Annotated in this window: 7 protein-coding genes and 1 other RNA gene; 6 read left to right on the top strand and 2 right to left on the bottom strand. The window is 54.8% G+C overall.

What is annotated here, in order from left to right:
* Positions 1 to 192 precede the first annotated feature (192 nt).
* Positions 193 to 924, top strand: a complete 732-nt coding sequence (locus KP708_RS15285) for a fasciclin domain-containing protein (protein WP_215751383.1) — start codon at positions 193 to 195, stop codon at positions 922 to 924.
* 24 nt (positions 925 to 948) lie between these two features.
* Here the strand turns inward: KP708_RS15285 and KP708_RS15280 are convergent, their stop codons facing one another.
* Complete coding sequence (locus KP708_RS15280; RefSeq protein WP_215751382.1) at positions 949 to 1,527, bottom strand: thiamine phosphate synthase; 579 nt, start codon at positions 1,525 to 1,527, stop codon at positions 949 to 951.
* A gap of 481 nt (positions 1,528 to 2,008) precedes the next feature.
* Between KP708_RS15280 and KP708_RS15275 the strand changes: the two genes are divergently transcribed.
* The 5 genes from KP708_RS15275 (at position 2,009) to KP708_RS15255 (ending at position 4,163) form a co-directional block, all read left to right on the top strand.
* The gene (locus KP708_RS15275; RefSeq protein WP_086634867.1) at positions 2,009 to 2,224 is read left to right on the top strand and encodes a hypothetical protein; all 216 of its coding nucleotides are present in this window, start codon (positions 2,009 to 2,011) and stop codon (positions 2,222 to 2,224) included.
* A 3-nt stretch (positions 2,225 to 2,227) separates the two neighbouring features.
* A complete protein-coding gene (locus KP708_RS15270) occupies positions 2,228 to 2,572 on the top strand; it encodes a cell division protein ZapA (protein ID WP_215751381.1) in 345 nt (114 codons plus the stop codon).
* 47 nt (positions 2,573 to 2,619) lie between these two features.
* Positions 2,620 to 2,776: non-coding RNA, 6S RNA (gene ssrS, locus KP708_RS15265), on the top strand.
* A gap of 43 nt (positions 2,777 to 2,819) precedes the next feature.
* Positions 2,820 to 3,344 (top strand): 5-formyltetrahydrofolate cyclo-ligase, encoded by a 525-nt coding sequence (locus KP708_RS15260; RefSeq protein ID WP_371822800.1) that lies wholly within the window; start codon positions 2,820 to 2,822, stop codon positions 3,342 to 3,344.
* 3 nt (positions 3,345 to 3,347) lie between these two features.
* On the top strand, positions 3,348 to 4,163 hold the full coding sequence (locus KP708_RS15255; RefSeq protein WP_215751379.1) for a TIGR00282 family metallophosphoesterase: 816 nt from the start codon (positions 3,348 to 3,350) through the stop codon (positions 4,161 to 4,163).
* A gap of 103 nt (positions 4,164 to 4,266) precedes the next feature.
* Here KP708_RS15255 and KP708_RS15250 read toward each other — a convergent pair.
* The coding region (locus KP708_RS15250; RefSeq protein WP_215757224.1) for a hypothetical protein at positions 4,267 to 4,471 on the bottom strand (205 nt) is incomplete at its 5' end.

Below are 4,471 nucleotides of genomic sequence, written 5' to 3'. Positions count from 1 at the left end.
CCCGGCTATGGTGGCTACGGCGGCGGCTGGGGTGGCGGTTTCCCTGCGACCTATTACAACACAAGCTGTCAGACGACGTTTGAACTGGTAAGTGGTCACGTCGTGGGATGGACCATGCGCGGGGACGGGTGCTGAACCCGGTTTCCTCGTCTATGGTTCTGCGTCCTCTCTATTAAGACGGTGTGACCAGACATGCATGTGCGATTCGGTTTTTCCTCTGCCCCCGGCGCTTTGACCCGGTTCTCGGGTCTTCGTTCGGGCGCAGTGGCCCTGCTGGGTTTAGCTCTGGCAGGATGTCATGGGACGGACTGGTCGCATAATTATCAGGACAGTTTCGAGACCCAGGCAAAGACGTCCATGTCTTACATGCCTGACACGGTCGCCGATGCGTTCGAAAAGCCCAAGAATAACGAGCCGAGCACGCCGGTCGCTTATCACCGGCCTGCATCTCCGTCGTATGATGATCGTCCGCTGGACGAAAATATCGCGGCGTCCGTGGAACTGGCCGACTATACGGCTGCCATCCAGCATGTTGGTCTGGTACCGTGGATCACGGGACCTGGCCCTTATACGGTTTTCGCTATTCCAAATGAGGCCATGGAAAAGCTCTCGGCTCGCTGGCCTGGCGGGCTGATGGCCCCAGCGATGAAGGGTCAATTGACCCATATTCTGGGCTATACAATTGCATCAGGAAAATGGGACGAAAAAGCCATTCGCAAGGCTGTCGCCAAAAACCATGGTCGGGGTATCGGTCTTAAGACGCTGTATGGAGATATCATCAGCGTCCATATCGATGCGCGGACTGGCGAAATTTTCCTGAATAATCCCGCCGGGCAGGTGGCTCATCTGTGGAGTCATTCGCTGCCGCAGTCCAATGGTGTTCTGTATTTCATGCGGGAAGCGCTGCTTCCTGTTTCTCACTGAATCAAAGAAAAGCGCGCCACTTTTTTAGGTGCTGAGTGCGCTTATCAGCTGGATGACAATGTCCTGATCACTGCCATCCAGCTTTAGAGGGATGGCAAGGAAGTCAGCAGCAGAATCTCTGGCGGTCAGTGCAGCTTCGACCGATACAATGTTTTCGGCTACGGCAGGAAGTTCCATTACGGACGTCCACCACTTAATCATGTCTGCATGTTCTGAAGGGAAGGCGATGTAGTCCGCGCCGCTTTCTCCAGCCTGCATCGCTTCGTCCCGGCTTTGGCAGAAGCATCCAATCTGGATGTTCTCTCCTGCTATTTTGCGCAGGGCAGGCAGGCTGTCTGCTGACGGCGCGTGGATACCATCAGCCACCTTTAAAAGATCTGGCGAGATAGAAACCGTTACATCCGCCACATCCAACATCAGGGCGACGTCATGCTCGTGAAGCAGACTCACGAATTTGGAAAGCTGCTTTTTGTCGAGGTTGTGGGCTGCTGGAAAACGCAGCGCAGTGACCTCGGGGCGTGCGAGTAGCCCCGGCAATGCATCAAGCATTGCGGCTGTTTCGAATGTGGAGGGCAGAACGGGATAAAGATCGCAAGGTATCATGTGCAGAGTTTCGCAGATTCACGCGCGGCGGGCTAGCGTCGCCGTAAAGTAGGGGAAGGGCGGGCCCCAAGGACCCTCGTTTCATGGAGTTTGTCTGACTTCAAGGCTCTCATTTGCTGCGGAGACGCTTGGCAAACAACCCATCCAATCCCGGCCAGGAGTGCCATGCGCGCCAAAGCTGCGGAGGCGCCACAATCCAGAATGGAAAAAGCTTTTTGCTCCTGCACCACATCCAGCCACCAGAGAATTCCGAAGCTGTTACCTGCGCCGTCAGGGGAGAGCGCCAGAAAGGGCTGAGGGTGCTGCGCTCTGAGGCTGGTCATTTCAGGGTAAGAAGAAATACTGAAAACTGGCAGCATCAGAGAAGGTGCAGCGCTTGACCTGATGCAGGGTTCGGGTCTTTCCTGAGCAGGTAGTCTAGGATGAGATGTGTCGGTCATAGTATTCGGCATAGTGATGGCATGAACGGAAAGAGCGCGTTTTGAGCGAGCAGACAGGATCTCTGCAGGACGATAGGACTATTGATCGTCTTGAGGAAGCAGTGGGACGAATTGCCACTGCGATGGAGCAGCAGGCCCGAATGCGGGAAGAGCGTGAGCGCGAGGCGCGCTCAGCTCCCGACCTGCCAGAGATTGCCGCAAACATCGATGCTTTATGTGTGCGTATCCGCGGAATTCTTGAACGAAAGGGAGAATGAGCCATGGGGCAGGTTTCCATTCGTCTGAACGGGTATGTTTACAGTGTTGGCTGCCAGGATGGAGAAGAACACCATCTTTATTCCATGGCGCGGCAGGTTGAGAGCTGGCTTCAGCGGGCGAGGACCCTGGGTGGTGCCGCCAGCGAGTCCAAGACACTTATGATGGCTGCGCTCTTGATGGCGGACGAAATTTTCGAGCTGAAGCGCCGCCCGATTCCGGATGATATGCTGGCGACTGTTGAAGAAGCCAAAGCGGCCTTGCGTATCGCGGAATCCCGCCAAGCGAGGCTCGCGCATTTGACGCAGCAGGTTGAAGGTTTGGCTGAGACACTCGAAAAGGACGGGTAATCGACGGGTTCCCGTTGAATATCTCTCCGCAGTGTCTAATATGTAGTTCGGAGCTGCCTGGTGCGTCAGGCAAATCAACCCCCGGGCCGATAAGCATTCCTACGGGAACTGGCTCTGTCGTGGCCCTGGTCACGTTAACCGGTGCCCACCTGCACTTGCAGGTCTAGGAGGGCTGAAAAGACCAACGGCTTTGGCGGCTCCACAGATTTCTTCCATCGATCAGCAAAAAAAAGAACTCCGCGATCTCATGGCTGAGAAGCGCAGAAATGCGCCAGCGCATGCAGAAGCGGACCTTCTGGAACGGATCTTCAAAACCGTTCAGACTTATGATGCTCCGAGCGTAGCGGCAGTTTGGCCTCTGCCGGGAGAAATCGATCTTCGACCTTTGTGTTCCCGGCTGGCTGGTGATGGGCGACGCGTTGCGCTGCCTGAGACGACACCCAAAGGAACGCCTCTCGTTTTTCGGGGGTGGAGCGAAGAGACGCCCATGCTGGCAGGTCGCTTTGGGACATCTCATCCTGATGGCCCCATTCTTGTTCCTGATCTTGTTCTTGTTCCTTTCCTGGCGTTTGACCGGAAAGGTTTTCGCTTGGGCTATGGAGGCGGTTATTATGACCGCACTCTGGCGCAGCTGAATGTGCCCGCAATTGGCTTCGGTTTTGCCTTTCAGGAAACGAAAAGCATTCCCGTTGGGCCGTACGATATTCCCCTTTCTGTTGTCGTCACCGAAAAAGAGACGATTCAGACGGGGCCTTATAATTTGGAAGGCTGACTGTTGAGACTGCTGTTTCTGGGCGACGTTGTAGGTCGGAGTGGACGTGAAGCAATAACCGACAACTTGCCGGAGTGGCGTAAAAAGCTCTCTTTGGATCTGGTTGTCGTGAATGCGGAGAACGCTTCACATGGTTATGGCCTTTCCCCTGATATCGCGAGAAGCCTGTTCTCTGCCGGTGTGGATGTCATCACGTTGGGTAACCATGCCTGGGACAGGCGTGATATGGTGACTCACATCAGCCAGATGCCAAATATCGTGCGTCCTATTAACTATCCCGCAGGAACGCCGGGGCAGGGGAGCTACATTATTGATCTGGAGCGTGGTCGCCGCGCTTTGGTGGTTAATGTCATGGGTCGAATTTTCATGGACCCGCTGGATGATCCCTTTCGGGTCGTCGGTGAACTGCTGTCCCGTCATCGACTTGGGGTGACCGTGAATGCAATTGTCGTAGACATTCACGCGGAAGCGACCAGTGAGAAGATGGGCTTTGGTCAGTTCTTCGACGGGCGGGTGTCGCTGGTTGTTGGAACACATACGCATGTGCCGACGGCAGATCATCGTATTCTTCCCAAAGGAACGGCCTATCAGACGGATGCCGGCATGTGTGGTGACTATGACAGTGTCATTGGCATGGGGAAGGAGGCGTCCCTTCATCGGCTGATCCGTAAAATCCCAGGGGAGCGCCCTCAGCCAGCAGAAGGCGAGGCGACAGTTTGCGGTCTGATGGTCGAGACAAACGATGCCACAGGCCTGGCTGTCCGCGTCGCTCCTTTAAGGATGGGAGGGCATCTGGCGCCGAACTGGCCGGATTTCTGACGGGGGACGAAGATTTCAGAAGAAAAATGCAGAAAATGAAAGTTTTTTGTGGGGACTAAAAAGGTGGAAAGTGTGGATTTATCGCATTTTCCCCGATTTTCAGTCATTTTTCTTGTGGATAAGTGTCGTATGATGATTGTTTGACAGTGATGTGTGTGGGCCGTATAAGCCCGTTCACCGACGCGGCGGGGCCTTCTTCGAGGGTCTGGCCGGGGCGGTTTGAGATGATGATCTTTGAAAATTGAATATGGAATTGGAAGGGATATGTTGGCGGCGTTTTGGTGCTGCTGGTTTTGGGATTATTTTCC

The organism is Gluconobacter sp. P5H9_a (genome assembly GCF_018812085.1).
In the GTDB taxonomy this organism is placed as follows: Bacteria; Pseudomonadota; Alphaproteobacteria; order Acetobacterales; family Acetobacteraceae; genus Gluconobacter.
The sequence above is the reverse complement of the archived record's forward strand: the minus strand, read 5'-3'. Positions and strand labels throughout refer to the sequence as shown.